At 34.9% G+C, this 20,499-nt stretch carries 19 protein-coding genes; 7 read left to right on the top strand and 12 right to left on the bottom strand.

Annotated elements, in window-relative coordinates:
* Positions 1–5 precede the first annotated feature (5 nt).
* Genes pgsA through Q5I06_RS04015 form a run of 6 tightly spaced genes read left to right on the top strand, consistent with a single transcriptional unit; the run spans position 6 to position 7,472 of the window.
* Positions 6–548: a CDP-diacylglycerol--glycerol-3-phosphate 3-phosphatidyltransferase gene (gene pgsA, locus Q5I06_RS04040; RefSeq protein ID WP_305516745.1), complete on the top strand. Its 543-nt coding sequence runs from the start codon at positions 6–8 to the stop codon at positions 546–548.
* Positions 548–1,606, top strand: coding sequence for an RIP metalloprotease RseP (gene rseP, locus Q5I06_RS04035; RefSeq protein ID WP_305516744.1), 1,059 nt, complete (start codon positions 548–550; stop codon positions 1,604–1,606). The genes pgsA and rseP overlap by 1 nt, the downstream gene beginning before the upstream one ends.
* A 2-nt stretch (positions 1,607–1,608) precedes the next feature.
* The gene (gene xseA, locus Q5I06_RS04030) at positions 1,609–2,889 is read left to right on the top strand and encodes an exodeoxyribonuclease VII large subunit (protein ID WP_305516743.1); all 1,281 of its coding nucleotides are present in this window, start codon (positions 1,609–1,611) and stop codon (positions 2,887–2,889) included.
* Positions 2,882–3,454, top strand: a complete 573-nt coding sequence (locus Q5I06_RS04025) for a site-specific DNA-methyltransferase (RefSeq protein ID WP_305520912.1) — start codon at positions 2,882–2,884, stop codon at positions 3,452–3,454. Before xseA ends, Q5I06_RS04025 begins: the two co-directional genes overlap by 8 nt.
* Complete coding sequence (locus Q5I06_RS04020) at positions 3,436–4,887, top strand: site-specific DNA-methyltransferase (RefSeq protein ID WP_370692173.1); 1,452 nt, start codon at positions 3,436–3,438, stop codon at positions 4,885–4,887. The genes Q5I06_RS04025 and Q5I06_RS04020 overlap by 19 nt, the downstream gene beginning before the upstream one ends.
* Positions 4,887–7,472 (top strand): DEAD/DEAH box helicase family protein, encoded by a 2,586-nt coding sequence (locus tag Q5I06_RS04015; protein WP_305516742.1) that lies wholly within the window; start codon positions 4,887–4,889, stop codon positions 7,470–7,472. Before Q5I06_RS04020 ends, Q5I06_RS04015 begins: the two co-directional genes overlap by 1 nt.
* 1 nt (position 7,473) lies before the next feature.
* On the opposite strand, the gene Q5I06_RS04010 is transcribed toward Q5I06_RS04015, so the two are convergent.
* From Q5I06_RS04010 to purH, 5 genes are all read right to left on the bottom strand, one after another.
* Positions 7,474–7,941, bottom strand: coding sequence for a hypothetical protein (locus Q5I06_RS04010; RefSeq protein ID WP_305516741.1), 468 nt, complete (start codon positions 7,939–7,941; stop codon positions 7,474–7,476).
* Entirely contained in the window at positions 7,941–8,219 is a 279-nt protein-coding gene (locus Q5I06_RS04005) for an AtpZ/AtpI family protein (protein WP_305516740.1), read from the bottom strand. The genes Q5I06_RS04010 and Q5I06_RS04005 overlap by 1 nt, the downstream gene beginning before the upstream one ends.
* Positions 8,219–9,514 carry a glutamate-1-semialdehyde 2,1-aminomutase gene (hemL, locus tag Q5I06_RS04000; protein ID WP_305516739.1) on the bottom strand — a complete coding sequence of 432 codons (1,296 nt, stop codon included), beginning with the start codon at positions 9,512–9,514 and terminating at the stop codon, positions 8,219–8,221. The genes Q5I06_RS04005 and hemL overlap by 1 nt, the downstream gene beginning before the upstream one ends.
* 112 nt (positions 9,515–9,626) lie before the next feature.
* Positions 9,627–10,187 (bottom strand): YceI family protein, encoded by a 561-nt coding sequence (locus Q5I06_RS03995; RefSeq protein WP_305516738.1) that lies wholly within the window; start codon positions 10,185–10,187, stop codon positions 9,627–9,629.
* A gap of 86 nt (positions 10,188–10,273) precedes the next feature.
* Positions 10,274–11,806, bottom strand: a complete 1,533-nt coding sequence (gene purH, locus Q5I06_RS03990) for a bifunctional phosphoribosylaminoimidazolecarboxamide formyltransferase/IMP cyclohydrolase (protein ID WP_305516737.1) — start codon at positions 11,804–11,806, stop codon at positions 10,274–10,276.
* Positions 11,807–11,985: 179 nt separating this feature from the next.
* On the opposite strand from purH, the gene Q5I06_RS03985 reads away from it, so the two are divergent.
* On the top strand, positions 11,986–12,957 hold the full coding sequence (locus Q5I06_RS03985; protein ID WP_305516736.1) for an SLAC1 anion channel family protein: 972 nt from the start codon (positions 11,986–11,988) through the stop codon (positions 12,955–12,957).
* Positions 12,958–12,974: 17 nt separating this feature from the next.
* Here Q5I06_RS03985 and Q5I06_RS03980 read toward each other — a convergent pair whose 3' ends face one another.
* The 7 genes from Q5I06_RS03980 to Q5I06_RS03950 are packed head-to-tail and all read right to left on the bottom strand — an operon-like array spanning position 12,975 to position 20,492.
* The gene (locus Q5I06_RS03980; protein WP_305516735.1) at positions 12,975–13,562 is read right to left on the bottom strand and encodes a hypothetical protein; all 588 of its coding nucleotides are present in this window, start codon (positions 13,560–13,562) and stop codon (positions 12,975–12,977) included.
* Between the two features lie 49 nt (positions 13,563–13,611).
* Entirely contained in the window at positions 13,612–14,229 is a 618-nt protein-coding gene (locus Q5I06_RS03975) for a hypothetical protein (RefSeq protein WP_305516734.1), read from the bottom strand.
* A gap of 34 nt (positions 14,230–14,263) precedes the next feature.
* Positions 14,264–15,160, bottom strand: coding sequence for a tRNA (adenosine(37)-N6)-dimethylallyltransferase MiaA (gene miaA, locus Q5I06_RS03970; RefSeq protein ID WP_305516733.1), 897 nt, complete (start codon positions 15,158–15,160; stop codon positions 14,264–14,266).
* 2 nt (positions 15,161–15,162) lie between these two features.
* Entirely contained in the window at positions 15,163–15,960 is a 798-nt protein-coding gene (gene fdhD, locus Q5I06_RS03965; protein WP_305516732.1) for a formate dehydrogenase accessory sulfurtransferase FdhD, read from the bottom strand.
* Entirely contained in the window at positions 15,950–17,008 is a 1,059-nt protein-coding gene (locus Q5I06_RS03960; RefSeq protein WP_305516731.1) for a formate dehydrogenase subunit gamma, read from the bottom strand. Before Q5I06_RS03960 ends, fdhD begins: the two co-directional genes overlap by 11 nt.
* 1 nt (position 17,009) lies before the next feature.
* A complete protein-coding gene (gene fdh3B, locus Q5I06_RS03955; protein WP_305516730.1) occupies positions 17,010–17,663 on the bottom strand; it encodes a formate dehydrogenase FDH3 subunit beta in 654 nt (217 codons plus the stop codon).
* 9 nt (positions 17,664–17,672) lie between these two features.
* Entirely contained in the window at positions 17,673–20,492 is a 2,820-nt protein-coding gene (locus tag Q5I06_RS03950) for a molybdopterin-dependent oxidoreductase (protein WP_305516729.1), read from the bottom strand.
* Positions 20,493–20,499 lie beyond the last annotated feature (7 nt).

Here is a 20,499-nt window from a genome sequence, read left to right as displayed (position 1 = left end):
ATCTTTTGAAAAATTTACCCAATATTTTGACTATTTCTAGAATATTTTTATCCATATTTTTGTTGATATTTATTTTGTATGGAGATGCCCTTTTACCTACTTGGGCGGATAAGAGTTGGATAAATTACTTTTCTTGTTTGATTTTTTGTTTGGCTTCTTTGACGGATTTTTTTGATGGTTATATTGCTAGGAATTATAATTCAAAATCTACTTTTGGTGAAGTATTTGATCCATTGGCTGATAAAATGTTGATTTTATCAGCTTTTGTTGGGCTTTTGGTTGCTCATAGGGCGAATGCTTGGGCGGTGTATATTATACTTAGTCGAGAGTTTTTTATTACAGGACTTCGAGTTATCGTCGCTAGTAGTGGCAAAAAAGTCGCCGCAAATATGTTAGGAAAATACAAAACAGGTTTTCAAATATTGGCCATTGCATTTTTGCTTGCAGACTTTTTCCCCGGTGGAGAAATATTGCTTTGGATAGCTACCTTCGCCACTTTGTATTCAGGGGGTGATTATGCGATACGATATTACAAGAGTATGAAATAATGTGGATAATTTTATCACTTTTAATCCTTTCATTTTTGGTTTTTTTTCATGAATTGGGACATTTTTTGGTTGCCAAACTTTTTGGCGTTTCTGTTGAGGTTTTTAGCATTGGTTTTGGAAAAAAAATATTCAAAAAAACCTACAAGGGAACACAATACGCCTTATCAGCGATTCCTCTTGGTGGATATGTAAAATTAAAAGGTCAAGATGATACAAATCCTCTAGCTACAAGTGATGATATAGACAGCTATAGCAACAAAAACCATTTCCAAAAAATCGCTATTTTACTTGCTGGACCATTTTTTAACTTTATTTTAGCCTTTTTGATCTATATCGTTGTTGCTTTGATGGGACAGAAGGTTATTTTACCTATCGTTGGAGAACTTCAAGCTGGTATGCCCGCATCTATTAGTGGGCTTATGAGCGGAGATTATATTCGCTATATTAATGGCAAAGAAGTTAAAAGCTGGAAAGAACTCAACATGGCTATTATGGATGCAAAGGGTGAAGTGAAGGTGATTTTTCAGAGAGATGGAGTGTTGAAGGAGACCTCTATCATTCCCAAAATAATGGAATCCAAAAATATTTTTGGAGAAAAGATACAGAGGAATTTTATAGGAATCATTTCAAAAGGCGAAATAGGTGTGGTTAAATATAGTTTTTTGAGTTCGTTATCTTATGCTTATGAACAAACTTTTCAAGCGAGTAAAATGATACTTCAAGGGGTTGAAAAGATGATTTCTGGCATCGTGCCTATCAATCAGGTTGGAGGGGTGATTTCTATCGTGGATTTTATATCTCAAGCCTCCCAGAGTGGGTGGGTTGTGCTATTGACTTTGGTGGCTCTGATATCTGTGAATTTAGGAGTTATGAATCTTTTGCCCATTCCCGCACTTGATGGGGGGCAGATATTATTCAACCTATATGAGATGGTTTCACGAAGAAAAATGTCAGAGAACAGCTTGTATTATCTCACGATTTTAGGTTGGGTGCTTTTGATTGGCTTGATGGCACTAGGAGTTTATAATGATATTCACCGCTTGGTTTTTCATGGGTAATAATGAATTCACAAATTTTATCAGTTAGTCAGATCAATACCCAAATAAAATCCCTTGTAGAGACTACTTTTTTGAATGTGAGCGTTGAAGGTGAGATTAGTAACCTTACCAAACATAGCAGTGGGCATATTTATTTTAGTATCAAAGATGAAACCTCTTCTATTAGATGTGTGATGTTCAAGGGAAATACCATAAATTTGAGGTTTGAGCTAACAAGTGGTCAGAAGGTCATCATCTATGGGGGGCTTAGTGTATATGTGCCACGAGGAGAATATCAGATTATCTGCAAAAATATAGAACCAAGCGGAGAAGGTGCTTTAAGCCTAGCATATGAGCAACTCAAAATCAAACTTCAAGCAAAAGGTTATTTTGATACAGATAGGAAGAAAAAAATCCCTCTTTTCCCAAAAAAAATCGCCCTCATCACTTCAAGCACAGGAGCAGCTCTCCAAGATATGCTAAGAGTAGCACAAAATCGCTGGAATCTTACCCAAATAGTAGCTATCAATACTTTGGTGCAAGGTGAGGGAGCAAAATTTGATATTGTAAAAAATATTCAATATATAGATAGTTTTTTTGGCACAAAAGATGCCTTTGATGTGATTGTGATTGGCAGAGGTGGTGGAAGCAGAGAGGATTTGTGGGCGTTCAATGAAGAAATACTCGCAGATAGTATTTTTGCAGCTAAAACCCCCATTGTTTCTGCAGTTGGGCACGAGATAGATTTCCTCATCAGTGATTTTGTCGCAGACCTCAGAGCCCCTACGCCTTCAGCGTGTATGGAAATGATACTTCCTGATAAGCAAGAGTGGCTTTTGAGACTTGATGAGATAAAGGCCTCTTATGATGGAATGTTAGAAAATCTTTTGCAGATAAAAGAGCAAAAAATCATCTCTTTAGCTGAAGATTTTAAACATGTAAGCGTGGAAGCAAAGCTTAAAAGAGACACTGATAGCATCTATGAACTCAAAAACTACCTGAACAAGGCTTTTGAAAATCTACTTTATATAAAATCTAGCTCTTTATCTTCGCTTGATATAAATCCGTCTATGGAGTATTTTTTGTTAGGCAAGACTAGAGAAATAGAGGATTTGAAAATGGGACTTGAAGCCAAAAATCCCAAAAATTTCATTCAAAGTGGCTATGCACAAGTGATAAAAGAAGGTAAGATTATTTCATTAAAAAACCTTCAAAAAAATGATGAAATAGAGCTGGTAGATACTGATACGCAGCTTAAAGTCAGGGTTTTGGATAAGATAAAATTAGGAGAAGAATATGAATAAAGTCGAAGAAAAAATACTTGAAAAAAACCTAACCAAATACATATTGCAAGTAGAAAATGGATATAGAATCAATCTAAATTTACTCAAAAGGGATGCTAGAGATCTAAATATTGAGCTTTTGGAGTTTTTATTTGATGAATTCAAGGACGAATATTTCAAAATGCCAAAAGAGGGCGTATGGGTGTTTGAAAGAGAGAAATTTTTGGATTTTATCAGTTATAAGAATTTCTTGAGTGATTCTTATACGCGTTTTGCTAATAAAATCGCCCTGTGTGATACAGAAGGAAATAGCATAGCCCAAAATACAGATGTAGTGCTAGATTTTCCTTTTAAAGATTGTGTTTTAGAAGGAGGAGCAAGTAAAGATAGCGATAAGAAAAAAGAAATCTTTTTCAATCAAACCCTAGCAAATGAGGAAATCGACAGGCTATTTTCACCAAAAGTACTGCACAACTTCAGCTATATCACGCAAGAAAATACCGATTTGTCTGTGCAAAGTGATATTTCTAAAATCCCAGCATTTATTCAAAGTGATGACCTTTCTGTATCCCCCCCCCCCCATTAGGTTTTCCTAACTTACTGCTAAAAGGCAATAACCTCCAAGCCCTATATACCCTAAAATCTATACCTTCTATCTATGGAAATGTAAAACTCATCTATATCGATCCGCCCTATAACACAGGCAATGATAGCTTCAACTACAACGATAATTTCAACCATTCCTCTTGGCTGACTTTTATGAAAAACCGCCTAGAAATCGCAAGGGAGTTTCTAAGAGATGATGGGGTGATATTTATCCAATGTGATGATAATGAACAAGCCTATCTGAAGGTGTTGTGCGATGAAATCTTCGGGAGAGAGAATTTTGTTAATAGTGTTGCGGTTAAGACAAGTGAGACGAGTGGAGTTAAAATGGCACATATTGAAACTAAATTACCCAAAATAAAAGAGTTTCTTTTGCTCTATAAAAAGAATAATTTGCAAATCAAACCAATTAAAATTTCAAAGATAGATAATGATAGTTTTAATAAGTATTCCAAATATTATTCAAATATTATAGAAAATTTTAATGATGAAGTAAAAAATTGGAAAATTACCCCACTAAATGAGTATTTAATAAATAATAATCTTAATTTAGATGAAAAACAGGTAGTAGATTTCAAAATTAAAAATGCACATAGAATGATTTATAGGACAAATAATAAGAGTTTTGAAAAATATCAAATTGAAACTAACTTAGCGGAAATAACAAGTTCAACAGGATTAAAGTATGTATGGTGGGAAGGGAAACAAATGTTATTTTTAAGTGATTATTTAACAGAAACATTGGGTGATTTATGGATTGATATAAGTACGATAAATTTAAACAAGGAAGGAGAATGTGACTTTACTAATGCGAAAAAGCCTGAAGCGTTGATTCAACGCATCATCGAAATCTCCACCCAAAAAGGCGATCTAGTGATGGACTTTTTTGCCGGATCTGGCACGACTCTTGCGGTCGCTCACAAGATGGGGCGTAGATGGGTAGGAATAGAACAGATGGACTATATAGAGAGTATCACAAAAGAGCGTCTATGTAAAGTTGTGCTAGGAGAGCAGGGCGGGGTTAGCAAAGCTGTATCTTGGAATCCTATGCAAAAGAACCTCCTAGAAGAAGATAGTCTTCCTAATAGCTTTGTTTATGCTGAGCTGATGCCTTTAAATGAGACTTATAAGAAGCTCATCTTAGAAGCTACTGAAGCAAATATCTCTGAAGTTATTGAGAAGATGCGTGAAAATGCCTTTTTGGATTATCGGGTAGATTTTGTGAAGATAGCAAAAGATAGTGATTTTAATGCTCTAAGTTTAGAAGATAAAAAGAGGATTTTGTTTTCTTGCTTAGATAGCAACCTCTCTTATATCCCATTTTCTGAGATAGAGGATAGTGATTTTAAAATCCCAGAATCTCTACTACAAGCAAATAAAGCTTTCTATAGAATAAACAAAGGGATAAAGTGATGAAGCTGTGCGAAAGAATAGGCATACATCTTGATGATGGACTAGACATAGAAATACCTCTGCATATTTTAGAAAATCTGAATTCTAATATCGAGCTTAGAGAATATCAAATCAATGCGTTGAAATACTATCTCATCAGCCAACAAAAGCAAAAACTCAATCGCTCACATTTGATGTTCCATATGGCTACAGGAAGTGGGAAGACAGTTATCATGGCGTCTTTGATATTGGACTGTTTTGCTAGGGGGTATGAGAATTTTGTATTTTTTGTGAATTCTACAGCAATATTAGAAAAAACCAAGCAAAATTTTTCCAATCCCAAGAGCTCAAAATATCTTTTTGCTAAAAATATCACCATAAATACTAAAAATATTTCTATTAATGTTTGTGAAAATCTCAATACCTGCAAAAAAGGTCAAATCAATATCATTTTTACCACCGTTCAAGCTCTATTTTCGCTTCTAACTTTAGAGAGAGAAAACGCTCTGACAATATCAGATTTTCAAGATCAAAAAATTGTGATGTTAGCTGATGAAGCCCATCACATCAACGCTGAAACCAAAAAATCCAAAAGTCAATCTCAAGCCCAAGATTTGCAGAGCTGGGAAGGAGTGATTAAAGCTATCTATGGTGCAAATAAAGAAAATCTGATGTTTGAATTCTCTGCCACACTCCCAAAAGATAAAAGTGTGCAGCAAAAATATGAAGATAAGATTATTTTTGAATACACTCTCAAAGACTTTAGGAATGATAAATACTCTAAAGACATCAAACTTCTAAAATATGAAGGTTTGGAGCGGATTGAGCGCATTTGTGGAGCGGTGATTTGTTCGCTTTATCGCCAAGAATTAGCAGCTTTAAATCATATTGTCTTAAAACCTGTAATTTTATTCAAAAGCAAAACGATTAAGGAGAGCAAAGAAAATGAAGAGCTTTTTTTACAATGGATTTATGATCTAAGGGTGGAAGATATTGAAAGATTTTTTAACAATATCAAAGAAGATTCAGGGATTTTGTATGATGCGAAAGTTTTCTTTCAAGATAGGGATATGCAAGAGTTATTAAGGCAGATAAGACGGGAGTTTGAAAAACATTTTTTAATCAATATCAATGATACAAATGAACTACAAACCAATCAAATCCTCATCAATACACTAGAAGATCAGGGTAATAAAATACGCGTGATTTTCGCGGTCGATAAACTCAATGAAGGTTGGGATGTGCTTAATTTATTTGATATTGTTAGGCTTATTGAAGGATCAATCAATGATACGCCAAAAGAGGCACAGCTTATTGGTAGAGGAGCGAGGTATTTTCCTTTTGAGGCATCTATAGATGGCAGAGTGATTGGCAAATCAAATCAACGCAAATTCGATGATATTAATTCACCTCTAAAGGCATTAGAAACACTTAGTTATCACGGAGCAAGTGAAAATGAGTTTATCGCAAGACTTCAAAAAGAGCTTGTGGAAATTGGATTAAAAGATGATGAGAAAGAAATCATATTGCTATCTCTAAAAGAAGAGTTTAAAGAAAGTGAAATATACCAAAAATGTTATTTTGCCACTAATAGCGTGATGAGAATCAAAGATGAGGTAAAAAATTCCAAAAATAAGAGTGGGTATTTTACGCTTGAAAGTATACAAAAGCTACCAATTTGTCAAAATCGCATAAAAATTCCTCTCATAGATGCACACAATATACAAGAAGAAGATATGATAAAAGCTATCGATGAAGCCCCTGAAGTGCAGACCACAGAAATACGAAAGGATTTTGAATTCAAAGATTTAGATAAAGCTGTTATTTATAAGGCGATGAACAAGAGTGGAGAATTTTATACATTTGAAAATCTAAAGCTTTTATTTAAAGACATCAAGAGTAGGCAAGATTTCATTGATAAATATTTGAGCATTATCAAACTTACCATACACGAAAAACAAAACATCTCTAATCCCAAGACAAGACTGAAGATCGCCCTTTTGGTTTGTGAGAATTTCAAAAATCAAATGGAGAAAAAACTTCAAAATTTTGAAGTAAAAGCATGGTATCTCACTCCGCTTAAGCTCATAGGGGATAAATTTATCACAAGAACAAAAGGTGCAGTTGTGCATCGAGATATGCAAAGTAGTGCTCAATTTGCATTCAAAAACTTCGTAGGCACAGACTTGGAGTTGGAATTTGTTGACTTTGTGCAAAGAAATGCTACAAAGCTAGATGAAAATTTTTCACAATGGTGGCTAGTTAGAAATGAACGCAATTCACAGATGGCGATTTATACACAAGATAATGAGGAAGAAAATAAGGTCAAAAGATTTGAGCCAGATTTTTATTTTTTTGCTAAGCCAAAAGAGAAGAAAAATTTTGAAATCTTGCAATGCTTTATAGAACCAAAAGGAGGGCATATTGAAGCTATGGATAGATGGAAGGAGGAGTTTTTAAAAACTCTTCTTGAAATCCCGAAAATTGTCGAAAATGATGAGAATGGCTATTATAGACAAAAAGTGCAGGTGATGGGAATGCCATTTTTTGCACAAGACAAGCAGAATGAATTTGAAAAAAGCTTTGTGCGGCTTTTGCAGATTTGATTTATAGACTATTTTGATGTTTATCTGATAAATATTTTAACCCTACTACGCTCATTAAAGAGATTATAATTCCTAGTATATAAGGAATAACTATAAAAATATTTTTGCCCATTAAGATCGTGATTGCTAAAACCAATATTACATAAGCAAATATTCTTAAAATTCCCATAGAAAGCTGCATTCCTAATAGCAGGGTTGAGAAGTTAAAACGGGTTTTGGGTTTTTTTTGTTCCATCTCTTCTTGTGATCTATTATCAGATGATATTTCTAACTCTATTTCAGTCTCTTTGAGTTCCTTTTTTAGTTTTTTTTGTAAGCTTAGATAAGTGCTATAAATCACTAATAGAAAACTAAAAAATCCTATTTCAAAGTTTATTGTCCCATTTGTTCCCCATAATATTGCAGTTCCTATGCCAAAAATAGCATTGATTGCCAACAAAATAATCAAACAGCGATATTTGCATCCCATCATTTTTCTTCAGAAGTTTTTGGTTTGTAAGTGTATTTTGGATCTTTTGCCATCTCATCAAGTCCTTTTTTTACCCTTTTGTAAGCTTTGTAAATATTCAAAATAGCAGCTCCTATCCCCCAAGCAACGCCCAACCAAAATAGCCAAGCGATTCCTGTAAATCTTTGTAATGCCCATCCAACCCCTATACCTAGCAAGATAGCTATGACTATTGAGATTCCTAGGCTCAGATCATTTGCTCCTAGTATGAGTTTTTTGAATTTTGGCTCTTCTTGCATTATATGCCTCTATTAATCTCATCAAATGATGATCTGCAGGCCTCTATAGCCTCATCTATGATGGTTTCATTCATCGCCGTGCAAATAAATCCTGTTTCAAACTGCGAACAAGCTAGATAAATTCCTTTTGAAAGCATTTTTTGATGAAATTTTGCGAACATTTCTACATCACTTTTTTGAGCATCTTCAAAATTGTGGATTTCATTTGGATTAAAAAAGAATCCAAACATGCTTCCTCTTACGCAGGTTTGAAGAGGAATAGAATATCGCATAGCATTTTTTGAAAAGCCCTCCATTAGTCTTTTTGACAAAGCTTCAAGGGTTGTATAAATATGCGGATTTTTTTTGATTTTACAAACAGAGGTCAGCCCGGCACTCACGGCGATGGGATTACCGCTAAGTGTTCCAGCTTGATAAACTCCTCCTAGTGGAGAGAGTAAATTCATAATCTCATCTTTTCCGCCAAATGCAGCCAATGGCATCCCCCCACCGATAACTTTGCCAAAAGTAACCATATCAGGGACAACATCACAATATCCTTGAACACCCTTTATAGAGGCTCGAAAACCACTCATTACTTCATCAAATATCAGCACAGCACCATAGCTATCACAAAGCTTCCGGAGTTCCTTTAGAAATTCTATTTTTGCAGGTACTAAACCCATATTACCTGCAATAGGTTCAATGATTACACAGCCCACATTGCGACTATTTTTAAAGCAAGATTTTACAGATTCTATATCATTGTATCTAGCAACTAAAGTATGTTTGCTAAAATCCTCTGGAACACCTGGAGATGATGGAGAACCAAATGTTGCACAGCCACTCCCTGCACTCACTAAGAGTGAATCGCTATGTCCATGATAATTACCTTCAAATTTTATAATATCATCTTTTTTGCTATAACCTCTAGCAAGTCTTATTGCACTCATTGTCGCTTCTGTACCACTATTTACAAGGCGGATTTTTTCTATCCCTTCATAAAGACTAATGATTTCTTTGCACAACGCGGTTTCTAACTCTGTTGGAGCACCAAAACTCAAGCCATTTTTTATAGCCTTACTCACATTTTCTGTAATATCGCTATCACAATGTCCAAATATTAGTGGTCCCCAACTTTGAACAAAATCAATATAGCGGTTTCCATCTACATCAAAAAGATAGCAACCCTCACCTTTTGAAATAAAAGGCGGAGTTCCTCCTACGCTTTTAAAAGCCCTGACGGGGGAATTTACCCCACCTGGAATAACTTGCTTGGCTTCGTTGAAATCGTTGATACTATGTAATAGATTCAAGACATTCTCCTGTTTTTTCTTTCAGGGATATTATAGCTAGAATTGAGTTAAGTTGTTGGGGTGAAATTTATATAAAGAGAAAACTACGGAATATCCGTAGTTTTTATGATGTTTATTTGATAGGTGCAGAGAAGTTGATAGTTACTTGAGACCAAGTCATTCCCTCGTGCAAATCATGGCAACCTGTAGCTAGTTTTTTGAAAGCATCATTGAGACCAAATTCCATAATATCAAGCAAACCAGTGGCGACGAATTTTCCATCAGTGATAGTGTAAGTCATAGGAACTTTAACGGTTTTTTCATTCATTCTTACCATTGCTAAAATAGTGCCTTGATCTTTTCCTTCCATCACATTTTTGAAAGTAACTTTGATGCCACCTTTTTTAAATCCAGAAAAGAAAAAATTCTTTACATTTTTGTTTTTAGTAGCATCTTTTAGATCTACTTTCATTGGATCAATTGTTGCTGTCGCACCTTCTAGTGTTGAAGCGATACTATCAGATTTTTTTCCAAACTTATATTTAATATCATTAAATGTGCCACCTACGGCTACTTTTGTTGGTGTTTTATAAGCTGTCCAAGTTGTTTGAACCTTGCTAGTGTCGATAGTAGTTGCATTTGCAACGATTCCAAACAATGCGATCGCTAAAATACCCGCGATTGACTTTTTCATTCTAACTCCTTTAATTGTTGTGTTTATCAAACAAGTTATTACTTTAACAAATTAGTATTAATGAATAAGATTTTTTATTTGATATGTTAATGCAAAAAATGTCTTATACCAGTGAAATATAACGCGATATTGTGTTCGTTTGCACTTTGGATTACCTCTTCATCTCGAATACTTCCTCCGGGCTGGATAATAGCCCTAATTCCTGCTGCTGCTGCCATATCAACACTGTCTCTAAAAGGAAAAAATGCTTCAGAAGCTAAAACCGCTCCTTGTGTGGATAATCCCATATCGTTTGCTTTTGCTAAAGCTGCTTTTGCTGCATCTACACGGCTTGTCATACCCATTCCAATAGCTATAAGCGTGGAATCTTTGACATAAACCACACAATTTGATTTTGTCAGAGCAGAGATTTTATAAGCGATTTTTAGGTCATTGTGTTCTTTTTGAGTAGCCTTTGTGTTGCTTACTAGTTTGGCATTTTTGATCTCTTCTTCTGTTATAAAATCGGCTTGTTGATATACAAATCCCCCCTCAATATGTTTGAAATCGATTTTATCTGTGGGAAATTGAAGTTTTGCCCCTCCACAAGCGAAAATTTTCATTCGTTTTTTATTTTCAAAAACTTTCAAAGCTTGGGGGGTTATATCTGCAGCGACTAATACCTCAATAAAGGTTTGATTGATTTCTTTTGCTAATGGCTCATCAATAACTCCATTGACAGCCACTACCCCGCCATAGCTGCTAACAGGATCGCATTTGAGTGCTTGTTTGTAGCTTTCAAGTAGGTTTTCTTTTATCGCAAATCCGCAAGGATTGCCATGTTTGACAATACAAACTGCAGGGGAGTTTTCAAAACTTGTAGCGATTTTTACTGCGGAGTTTATATCGGTAAAGTTATTAAAACTCGCTTCGCCTTTGATAGTTTGAAATGTATTTTTGTAAAAATCTTCAAATTCATACAAAGCTCCTTTTTGATGGGGGTTTTCTCCATAACGGGTTTGAGAAACTTTTGATCCTGAGATGAAAACCTTTTCACCCATCCCTTGATGAAAAACTCCATTCATGTAATTAGCAATAAAACAATCATACTCTGCTGTGTGCTCAAATGCCTTTATCATCATCTCTTGGCGAAATTCTAGGGTGTTAGCGTTATTTTTGAGTTTATTTATCACTAGAGGATAATCTTCAGGCTTTGTGATTACAAGTACATCTTGGAAATTTTTTGCCGCAGCCCTTATCATAGAAGGTCCGCCAATATCTATATTTTCTATAATTTCCTCAAAATTCTTGGTTTTTTGTGTAGTGGCTTTGAATGGATAGAGATTTACACAGACAATATCAATAGCTCTGATATTATGATTTTTGGCTGTTTTGATATCTTCAGAGTTATTTCTTCGATGGAGAATACCGCCGTGAATTTTAGGATGAAGGGTTTTGACCCTACCATCAAAAAGTTCAGGACTTTGCGTGTATGTGCTGACATCTGTAGCAGGGATAGAATTTTCTAATAAAATCTTAAGCGTTCCACCTGTACTTAATATCTCATAGCCTAAAGAGTGAAGAGTTTTTGCAAAATCTACAATATCTTCTTTGTCGCTTACGCTAAGTAATGCTTGCATAGTATTCCTTTTTTTTGATAGATAGAGTTTGTTAAAGTATAGCAAAAGCACTATAAATTTTACAGACTTTGAAATCGTGGATTTTTGAATATTCTTATGATTCATCTTAACTGGAATATATTTATTGTATTATGGATAATATTTATTTGAAGAAATACAAAATCGTATCAAGGAAAAAAATGCAAGAAAAAAACAAAACAGCTTTTGCCTATGTACCTGCGAGTTTGTTTGGGAGTGTGATGGGACTAACGGGTCTAGCTATAGCTTGGGAGTTGGCATCTAATTTATACGAAGTTCCTTTTGTGATTTCACAAATCATCACATTTATCGCCATTTTCATTTTTGTGGTTCTAGTTATTGCCTATGCTTTGAAGATGATTTTAGAATTTGAGAGTTTTTCTTTGGAATTTAAAAGTCCCTTATCGAGAAGTTTTTTTGGAACTTTTATTATTTCTATTTTATTGTTGCCAATTGTGATTTATCACTATGTGCCTATTATGGCTTTTGTGATGTGGGGAATAGGGGTGGTGCTCATGCTAGTATTTGCATGGCATATGGTTAGTTTTTGGATTTGTTCTAAACAGGAGATTGAAAATGTAACTCCTGCGTGGATAATCCCAGTAGTTGGGACTTTGGATATTCCACTAGCATCAAATCTTTTTGGACAGGGTGGTGGATTTGACTATTTGAATGTTTTATCATTAGCAATAGGGTTATTTTTTGCCGTGCCTATTATTACTCTGATTTTATTGAGAGTTTTGATCTCTAGCAAACTTCCAGATAAATTAATGCCCACTTTGATGATTTTAATCGCACCTTTTTCCGTAGGTTTTTCAGCTTATGTAAGCGTAAATACAGAAGTCGATATGTTTGCTTTAGGGTTGTTTTTTCTAGGTGTGTTCGTATTTTTGACTCTTCTGCCGCAAACTATTGCATCAATTAGATGTTGCCCATTTCGTGTGACTTGGTGGGCAGTAAGTTTTCCTATGAGTGCCATGCTAGTATCTATGCTCAAAGTCGCTCAAGCTTTTGATAATGTGTATTTTCATGCTTTAGCTTTAGCGTTCTTGGCTTTTGTGAGTTTGGGTATTTTGTGGCTTTTGATCCGAACCATCAAAGGATTGCTTCAAGGAGAATTGAAGAGTTTTTGATGGTCTTATTGAGATGTTTATTTTGGATTTGATTCCTCTTTGTTTTTTATATCTTTTGGTTTATCTTGCTTTTCTTCAATTTCTACCTGTTCGCTAAGAACTAGATTTTTTGGAATGCTAAGGCGTAGAACTTTTTTATCTGGGGTTGTTAGCTCTATGTAGTATTCATCGCCTATATTGGAGAGGATTTTTGGTTTTTTGAGAGTATTGTTGGAGTCTAGGAAATTTGCTGGAATGATAGCCTTTGCCTTCTCATCCAAGATAAGAACATCAGGGGTGTAGTTACCCAAGTGGAGTGTTTTGATCATATCTGATGATGTTATTATCCAAATAATAATTATAAATATAAAATATATGGCATAAAGCATTAATTCTGCGTATTTTTCATAAATAACAGATAAGGCTAGAAATACATAGACCAATAAAATTATGAGTGCAGTTAAATATTGATGTTCAAGGAGATATTTAAGGAGTCCAGCTTCAGATATAAAGGATATAAAAAAGCTCAATAAAATAACAGCTATAATACTATAGATTGATATTCTAAAACGATTAATATCATTGCTAGAAATTTTATTTGCTACAACAACTATGAAAAATATCATTACTAAAATTACTATTATTTTTATAATATCATTTTGATCCGCAAAAATATCAAATATACCTGATATTATTAAAATAAATATTATAAATAATATTTTTTTTATTTTTATTAATATATTGTATATTAAATATTTTTAAGAATATTTTTTGCACTATAATAGGAATAAATAGAAATAAAAAGGTATATAATATACCAATACTAGATAAAAGAAATAGAAAATATATAAAACTTTCCTTGTTGAGGGTTGGAAAATAACCTATTTCTAGAAAATATATACTGAATACAAATCCACCGATAAGAAAAAATATAAAGGTACTGATAAACTGATGATTGATACCCAAATTGATAATATCTGCAAACTTTAATTTATTATCTTTTGCTGTTAATTTTTGAAGAGTAGGATTGAATTTTCCGCATCTAAGACCAGTGATTTTGTTTCTCAGTATATTTGAAGATATATAGATTTTTTCATTAATAATTTCTAATTTTTTAACTACATCCTGATAATTTTCTACATTCAAACTTACCAATAGGTCTTTTTTGCAATGCAGAAAATATTTTAAATTCTTGGTTTCATCTAGATCGTTAAGGTCATCCAAAGACATTATTAAGTCTCTGTATTCATGAATTTGTCTATCCCTACTCTCAATAATATTTTTTAAATCCATATTCAACTCCTAAAAATAAATAAAATTATAATGATTATTTTAAAATATATAAAATATTTTCATATATTTCTTTAGAAGATAATTGAGAGATATTTTTAAATTGTGTTCTATTAAAAGTAATTTGTCTTTTGGCTAATTGAGATGTATGTGTTGAAATTAGAGGAGCTATTTCTGCATAATTGATATGACCTTCTAAATATGAAATACATTCTTTTGCCCCAATAGCTTTGAAGGGTTGGGAATCTTTAGGATATTTTTGAACCAAAGAAGCTATCTCTTCCACGATACCTTCGGTTATCATTTGATCTGTTCTTTGGGCGATTCTAGCTCTTAGGGTTTCACGTTCAATTTCTATCTCATAGAGTTTAATGGAATAGGGAAAGGGAATTTTAGGATGAGATCTAAAATATTCACTTGGCTTGATTTGGGTATTGAAAAATATTTCTAAAGCCTTGTGTGTTCGATAGGTATCATTTGGTTTAATGCAATTTGCATAGCTTAGATCTATTTGTTGCAGGAATTCATAAGGGTTTTTTATAGAAGTGATATGAGCGTTGATTTCTTCTTTTTGAGCAGATGAAATAGTAGGAATAGGACTCAACCCTTCAATAATGGATTTGAGATAAAAACTACTTCCACCCACGATTAGAAGAGTTTGTTTTTGTGTAGTTTTGATGGTATCCTCTAGGAGGTTTTTGAAAACCATTGCATTGTTGGCTTCGGTGATGTTAAGTTCATCAATTCCATAATGTTTGACTGCCTCAAGCTCTATTTTTTTTGGTTTTGCAGAGGCGATGTCTATTTCTCTGTAAATACTCAAAGAATCTAGCGAGAATATTTCTGCGTCTATGGCCTTTGCGATCTCCAGTGCAAGAGCAGATTTTCCACTTGCTGTAGGTCCTAAAATGGCGATAAGATTGATATTTTTCATTTTTATTCTAATGCAATCCTAGCAGGATGAGTATAGATATTTAGTTTATCATTTCTAGCAAATCCTATAAGCGTAATGCCTAGCATTTGAGCAGTTTTGATTCCAAGTTGCGTACTTGCAGCTCGTGAGATAATGATAGGGATATCGTGCATAGCTGCTTTGATAATCATTTCCATAGACAAGCGTCCGCTTACTAGGAGTATGGCAGTTGATGTATCCAAGCCAGATAGCTTTGCTTTACCTACGACTTTGTCTATTGCATTGTGGCGACCTACGTCTTGAGAGATTACACATTCATTATTTTCTAAAGCTAATATGGCCTGATGAACGCAACCTGTGAGCTTGAAAAGCTCGTTATTAGAGTCAAATTCTTCTAAGAGTTTCCAAATCCTTTTTAGAGATACTTTCATATGTGAGGAAATAAATTTTTCTATGATTTTTCCTTCAAAATTCCCCGTAACACCAACACAACATCCAGAGGTCAAAGTCTTTTCGTGGTAGAGATTTGAAATATTTTCTTCATTGATTTTTGAGTCAATAAACACACTCAACCCATCATCAGATATAAAAATATTTGTTATATCCTCTATTTTTTCAATCACTCCTTCAGATAGTAAAAACCCTACTGCATGAGCGTCTTGATCTATGGGTATGCTCATTGTGGAGATGATTTTTTTGCCATTTAGATATAAAGCAATACGTTCTTCTGTGATAACTGTATCTTTTGTGGTGCTAGTTTTACAGGAATCTTTATAAACTATAACGCAAGGAATCTCTGCGATGAAAGTCTCAGCTTTCATTCATTAGTTCCTTGTAATAAAAACTATGCATAATAGCTAATTCTTCTTCTCCCATTTCTCCATTTAAAATAGATTCTAACGCCCCTTCAATGGCAAATACAGACATATAAATATGGGTGATAAGCATTGCTATAACGCCAAATCCAAGCACATTATGAATAATAGCACTTAGACGCAAAAAATTAATATCTCCATAAAAATAATGCATAACAAGACCCGTTGCACCCATTAAAAATCCACCGATTGTGGCTATCCAAAACCACATTTTTTGACCAGCATTAAATTTTCCAGCAGGAATAGAATTTTGATTTTTTGAGAGGTATCCTCCCATGATCTTGAACCACTCTATATCATAGAGTTTAAACATAGAGGCTCTAACCCACATTAAAAACATCAAAACACCAAATACAAGAAATACAAAAGTGGCAAAAAAATGGATATTTTTAGCGACTCTTATAGGTGTTCCTCCGCCGAGTTTATCTCCAAAAACCATAGCTAAGCCGGTGAGACAAATTATGATAAAGGGAATAGCACTTCCCCAATGCACAATAATATTGTATTTTGAAAATACCTTGAATTTTTTGCTATGATGATCAAACTTTAGAGACCCTATGATTTTGTGATGCCCAAAAAATACAGCGATGGTTAAAATAATCACTGCTAAAAAAATCGGAGCAAAAAACCTATGTTGCAAGATAGTAAAACTTTCACCAAGTCCTTTTATTCCACGAATTCCTGTGATTTTTTCTCCATTATTAAGTACGCTGATATTTAATCCATTCATTTGTGTAACTGGACCACTGACTACACCAGAAGTGGGGGAATGAAGACCCCAATTTTTGATAGCCTCTATCTGATTGGTGCCATAAATTTTTTTGTTATAGTTAAAATCTAGGGATTTTTGAGTGTTGTGTGAGGCTTCAGCTCCTAGAACATTTTTTGCAGGGAATAATAAAAATGCCAATATGAATACAACACCAAAATAGCTTCTAGCAAAATAGCAAAAATAATTTGATATGTCATTGAGTGGAGATTTTGTTTTGATCATTTTATTCTCCATAAGCTTTGCTCCAAATATATGGAGCTTGTACGGTTTCGTGTCCACGTGCAAAAGTTCGTGTTCGGATAATAGAACTGACTTCTTTAGAGCTTCCAGCTAGGAGTGCTTTGGTAGAGCACATGGCTGCACAAGCAGGTACTTTTCCTTCTGCGATCCGGTTTTGTCCATATAGTCTGTATTCTTTCTCGCTATGTGTGGGGGCAGGACCTCCTGCACAGAAGGTGCATTTATCCATCGAACCCCTAGAACCAAAGACATCACTAGTAGGGAACTGTGGAGCACCAAAAGGACACGCATATAGACAATATCCACAACCAATACAGGTTTCTTTGTTGTGTAGCACGATTCCATCAGCTCTTATATAAAAACAATCCACAGGGCATACTTTTGCACAAGGAGCGTCTGAACAATGCATACAAGCGATAGATAAAGACCTTTCTTTTCCTACAATACCTTCGTTGATGGTGACCACTCTTCTACGATTGACTCCTACAGGGAGATGATGAGCTTCCTTGCAAGCAACATCACAGCCGTGGCAGTCAATACAGCGATTGTCATCGCAATAAAATTTAATCCTAGAGTGATCTTGCAAGGTAAAACCCCCAGAATCTAGGTTTGGATTATTTGTGTTTGTAGCGTTCATATTCTCTCCTTATGCTTTTTCTATACGACATAAACCGCATTTGGTTTCAGGACAGGCAGTATTGTAGTCAAAACCATAGCTTGTTATCATGGAGGCTGCCTCTCCTATTGCATAGGGCCTAGTTCCTTCAGGATATCTATCAATAAGATTTTTGCCTTCATAGATACCAGAGAAATTTTGGGGCAAAAATACACTGCCTTCATCTACACGATAAGAATATTTTGCTTTTACAAGGATTTTGGTTCCACTTGTGCCATATACCCAAACATCATCCCCATCATTAATATTCAGATTTAGGGCGGTATTTGGATGGATTTCTACAAACATCTCATGATATATTTCTGCTAGATATTTTGCACTCCTTGTTTCAGTTCCCGTACCCATATGTGCGACAAGTCTTCCTGTGAGCATATTGAGAGGGTATTCTTTTTTCCAATCCTTTTCCTTCTGTCTTGAGATATATTTAAGATTAGCTCTGAAATTATTTTTTTTATCAGGAAAAGTTGGGTATTTCTGTATTAAATCAGGGCGATAGCTATGTAAGGGTTCTCGATGAATTGGGATTTTATCATACCAATCCCATACAATCATCCTAGCTTTTCCGTTTCCATAAGGGCATACCCCTGCCTGAAGGGATTTTTCTACCAGGATATTTGTCGTACCAGTTGAAAATGAAGTCCCCTTGACACTTGCTTTTTCTTTTTCTGTAAGTTTGATACCTAAAACTTCCTCGATATTATCACTTGTAATCGCAGGGTGACCAGCTATTTTTGAATTTGGTAATTTCCTAGGGCTTAATAGATTTGTGCCATCAGGGGCTTTCACTCCCCAATTCACTCTAAAGCCCATTCCACCTTGCATTACGGGAATAGAGTCGTTATACATCACAGGAGTGCCAGGATGTTTTTCGCTCCAACAAGGCCAAGGTAACCCATAGTATTGATTTTTCATAGGCCCCATCCCTGCTAGAGTAACTTTATCAAACATATGCCAATTATCACAATGCTCTTTTAAACGTTTTGCACTCATACCCTGTAATCCTATGCTACGAATACTTTGAGCCATTTCTGTGGTAGCATCATCTGGCCATATAAACTCTTTTCGACCTTCTTTTTTTGCGATGTTATATAGAGACTTTTGGAATTCTTCTTTAAATCCAAGCCTTTGGGCAAGATCAAATAAAATTTCGTGGTCTTCTCTGCATTCAAACATCGGCTTCATCACTTGATATCGCCACTGATATCCTCTATTTGTTGCTGCTACAGAACCGCTTGATTCCATTTGAGAAGCCGCAGGAAGTAAAAATAGATTATCTGTTCTATCTGTAATTACGGCTACATCATTGACATAAGGATCGATAAATACCACCAAATCAAGCTTGTCAAGAGCGGCTTTTGTTTTATCTAGTAGCGAAGTTGTTGAAATGCCATTTCCGATAACTACAAGTGCTTTGATAGGAGTATTGTCGTTGTTAGCAAAATTTTCTTCATCTAAAACTCCAAATCTCCAAGTCGAAAGAGCATAGCCTGTTTTTTGCATCATCTCTTTAGAGGCAAATCGTTTTTGCATCCATTCATAATCCACATCCCAGTGAGTGCAAAAATGCTTCCAAGATCCTTCGCCTAGTCCATAATAACCTGGAAGACTATCAGAGAGATTTCCCATATCCGAAGCTCCTTGAACATTATCATGCCCTCTTAGGATATTTACACCCCCACCATTTTTGCCAATATTGCCTAAGACTAGTTGTAAAATTGGCATTATGCGTGTATTGTTTGTTCCTACGGTGTGTTGCGTGAGCCCTTGATTCCAAATTAGCGATGCTGGTTTGGCTTGTGCCATTTCTCTAGCTACTTTTTTGATCGTATCTACAGGTATTCCAGTGATATTTGCCACCTCATCTAATGGATATTTTTGAGCTTCTCTGAAGATTTCCTCATAGCCATATACTCGCTCTTTGAGATATTTTTCATCGTAGAGTTTTTGAGTATAAATATAATTGAGCATTCCATATACAAATGCCACATCTGTTCCACTTCTGATTCGAACATATTCATCGGCTTTTGCAGCTGTTTTGCTAAAATGTGGATCAACACATACAATATGTGCTCCAGCTTCTTTTGCTCGTAATATATGTACCATTCCCACAGGGTGATTTACGGCAGGATTTGCACCAATAATTAAGATGAATTTGGAAAATTGCATATCTCCTAAGTGATTTGTCATTCCACCATACCCGAATGTATTCGCCACACCGGCGACTGTTGGGCTGTGTCAGATTCTGGCTTGGTGATCTATATTGTTTGTTCCAAAAAATGCAGCAAATTTTCGGATGTAATAACTTTGTTCGTTGCTAACTTTTGCAGATCCAATAAACATCACACTATCAGGACCATTTTTCTCTCGAATATCACTTAATTGAGTGGCAATTTTATCCATTGCAGAATCCCAATCAGTTCTCTCCCATTTACCATTAACTTTTTCAATAGGATAACGCAAACGTGTTTCGCTTCTAGCACGATCTATCATATCAGCACCCTTGCAACAGTGTCCTCCTTGAGAAATAGGATGATCTTGTGCTACTTCTTGTCTTACCCATACACCATCTTTTACTTCTGCAATAATCCCACATCCCACAGAGCAGTGTGTGCAGATAGTTTTTATTTTTACAGAACCTGGATATGCCTCGCTTAATTCTTGTTTGTTTGCTTGTTTGAGAATATCTTTTGTATCATTCCCTAAAGCTTGAGACAAACCAGCCACACCAGCTAATGCGGACATTTTCATAAAAGTACGACGCGATTGTGTCTTGTTGTTGATTTCGCTCATTTTTCTT

The sequence above is a fragment of the Helicobacter cappadocius genome (assembly GCF_030688855.1).
Lineage (GTDB): Bacteria > Campylobacterota > Campylobacteria > Campylobacterales > Helicobacteraceae > Helicobacter_J > Helicobacter_J cappadocius.
The sequence above is the reverse complement of the archived record's forward strand: the minus strand, read 5'-3'. Positions and strand labels throughout refer to the sequence as shown.